Genomic DNA, 2,975 nt, shown 5'->3' on the forward strand with positions numbered 1-2,975 from the left:
CGGTAGAAGAAAAAGAAATGAGTTATTTAAAGAAATAAAAAAAGTTATGGTTGATCAAATTGGATAGGAAGTCAGAGTCTTTTGTTCCCTTTTCTTCAAAAATTTTCACATCCGCTGGCGTCAATAAAGGGGTTGCTGCCAACAATGTTGAGCAGGGACAAGCCATAATAATGAGACCAAGGGAAGCTAAGAATAGCTGCCTAGCCCTGCCAAGATGGAAAAATATCGATGACCCTGTTGTTTCTGGTAATTGAGACCCGGAGCTACTGATCATTCTACTTCCTTTAGTATCTGAATGCCTCTCGTAAAGTAGTCCAGGAATTGCAGCAATGCTCAACTTTAAGCTGTCGTCACCAATATCTGATCTGACACTCATCGGTTCATTGTCGTCTGTAGTGTCAGACCAGATACTGAAGACCAAACCTCCTTGAAAGTACGCCCTGCATGATTCAAAAATTTGCATGAGCGGCCGATCAGAGCAAGAAATTTTTACCCATTACAATAGGCCACTTCCAGCATGGCACTTTCTTTTCGTAAGTGTGAATATTTCAATTACTGAGTCACACCTTCTGGCGTGTCAACATCATCTCCCTCAGAATCACTTCCATCAGAGTAGCTCCTGGTATCATCACTCTCTGAATCACTATCGTAACAATGGTCAGGAACACATACACGCCTGCGAAAGAACCAATCGAGCCACTGCACAAATTCATTCAAGTAGTTCAGCCTTCTTTGAAGGTGTTTTTTCTTCTTCTCTTCTTTGCCAAGCTCTTTCTCTTGTTGTTCCTTTACAGCCTCGACATGCGTGACTTCGTCAGCTTGCTCAACGACATCGGAGCCAGTCGTTATATCATAAAGCACTAACAATAAATCATATGATTGATCCCGCAGGGCTCTGAATCCTGTACCGAGAGTAACCTGTATCACTTGATAATCATTTTTATCAGGAAAAGCTACGTGTAATTGTTGCGCTATATACGACTTCAGGTGTCCCAATAATTTTAGAAATGATTTATGCTCTTGATTTTCGTGGTCACGCATTGCGTCTGCTATTAGTTTTTTTATTTCTTTAAGTAATTTCCTTTTTTTGTCCATATAGTTATAAAAGGTTGTCCCCTTACCTGACTTTCTAAAGTAATCCTCTATCTTAACTATATGTGCATTCAGATCTACATATTCTGATGCGAAAGGATCAAGCATCAGGCCCAAGAGATCAATTAAATTCAAGAATTGATTATTCCAGGCTACTAATTCAGGTTCATTTTCACCATATTCTTTTATAAGCGCGAGCATTCGCTCAGCTGTTATTTGCTGTCGCTTATAAATCGATATTCCGTTCCTGTCAATGCCATCGTTGAGCAGCTTGGCAGCGTCTCTTAGTAATGCCTCGGCTGATGTATTGCTTTGCTCAGATTCTAAGGAATCCTCCAATTGTTGCAAAAATTTAATGCGTTCTGTTGCTAAAAATTTCAGTCCAGAGAATACTAAAGATGATTTTGCAACATTTTCTTTTAAAACATCTTGATCTTTTATCGGTCCATCTTCACCTAATAGCCCATCTTTTTGCAGATGGAGTCTGGGTATTCCAGCCATGTAAGCGGCGTGAAGCAGGAACGAATTAAAAAAAACATGGGCTCCTTGAGAGGAAGCATCACTTGAATTTATGGCTGCATAGTAAGCCAGCATCAAATATGCAAGGCTTTGTTGATGTTGCGAATTGTTCGGATCGACAGGAGACTCGGTACTCTGGATATGAGATAGAGTTTCCAGGATTGCATTCTGACTTTGGTCAACGTCAACCTGAAGAGTAGCCTCCACTTGCTTGATCATGCCTGCAATTGTCAGGTTGTCACTGGGGGGCGTTTCCGGGATGTTGTTCAGCAGAGCGGTTATACTGTCTTCCGGGAGGCCTGAATTCAATTTCCGGATAATTTCAACAATTTGTTCACGGGACATTGGCGGGAGCGAAAGGTCCGTTAAAGGCTGCATCTGTTGTGCTCCAGCTCCCTGCGGTTCTTGCTGTTCCTGACTCTTATTTACTTCTTGCTCATTCACGGGGTTCATGGCAAAGATAAGTTCAGTATCATTCGGGGTGACCAAAGGGAATGCCCCCATAAGAGCATTATGGTTAATTAAATCGGATAGTAAGTCAGACCCTTTTGCTCCCTTTTCTTGAAAAAACCTCTCATCTACTGGCGTTGGTAAAGGGTTTAATGCCAGCAAGGTTGAGCAAGGGCAAACCATAATGAGACCGAGGGAAACTGAAAATAGTTGATTGGTCTTGCTATGATGGGAATGTATCGATGAACTTGCCGTTCTCAGTGATTGAGGCTTGGAGCTGCCGATCATTTTACTTAAGCCCGTGTTTGAATGCCCCCGAAAAGTAGTCCAGGAATTGCAGCAGTGCCAAATTTTATTTTGTAGCCACCAGCATCTGACCTGACACTCACACGTTCATTGTCGTTTGTAACGTCATGCCAGATTCAGAAGACCTGCTCTATTTAAAGTGTACTTTGCCTGATTCCAGAATTTACACGGGCGTCCGATCACAGCACATTTTTCCTGACGGGTTCGCTCTGGCTTAAATAACACCTTCGCCACATGCGTTTTGAACGCGGCAAAAAGTCTCTCTGGATACTCCCACGACTTTGCACGCACGGAAAACATTATTGAGCTGATCAGCCAGTTTTAATGATACTGGCTTGTGATAAATAGCAGGATAGTAATACCGTTTCATTGGGGGTTAGCTGCACAATGACATCTGCTAACTCCCAATTGAAAACGGAACACCTGTTAACTCATATTTTCGAGCTCTTCCCAACGCTCCATCTTCTCTTCGATATCTTGATTGACGGTTTCCAGACGTGCCAGAGTGGTTTGCACAACCTCCTGATCACCCTGATAGAAAGACGGATCGGCGATAGCCTCTTCCAGCTGGATTAACTCTTCTTCCAGTTTTTCAAGCTCTCCCGGCA

Annotated in this window: 3 protein-coding genes; all 3 read right to left on the minus strand. The window is 42.6% G+C overall.

Annotation, left to right across the window (positions count from 1 at the left end; all coding sequences use genetic code 11):
- Window positions 1-22 precede the first annotated feature (22 nt).
- Window positions 23-274 carry a hypothetical protein gene (locus KDK19_RS18315; protein ID WP_257292533.1) on the minus strand — a complete coding sequence of 84 codons (252 nt, stop codon included), beginning with the start codon at window positions 272-274 and terminating at the stop codon, window positions 23-25.
- 278 nt (window positions 275-552) lie between these two features.
- Window positions 553-2,349, minus strand: a complete 1,797-nt coding sequence (locus KDK19_RS18320) for a hypothetical protein (protein WP_257292534.1) — start codon at window positions 2,347-2,349, stop codon at window positions 553-555.
- 444 nt (window positions 2,350-2,793) lie between these two features.
- Window positions 2,794-2,975, minus strand: a 182-nt coding sequence (locus KDK19_RS18325) for a hypothetical protein (protein WP_257292535.1), incomplete at its 5' end; no start/stop codon positions are given.

The sequence above is a fragment of the Endozoicomonas sp. ONNA1 genome, assembly GCF_024606325.1.
Taxonomy (GTDB): domain Bacteria; phylum Pseudomonadota; class Gammaproteobacteria; order Pseudomonadales; family Endozoicomonadaceae; genus Endozoicomonas_A.

What these genes read in the sequence shown, in the direction of transcription:
- KDK19_RS18315 (WP_257292533.1), bottom strand. Translation starts at nt 274, where the DNA reads ATGATCAGTAGCTCCGGGTCTCAATTACCAGAAACAACAGGGTCATCG.
- KDK19_RS18320 (WP_257292534.1), bottom strand. Translation starts at nt 2,349, where the DNA reads ATGATCGGCAGCTCCAAGCCTCAATCACTGAGAACGGCAAGTTCATCG.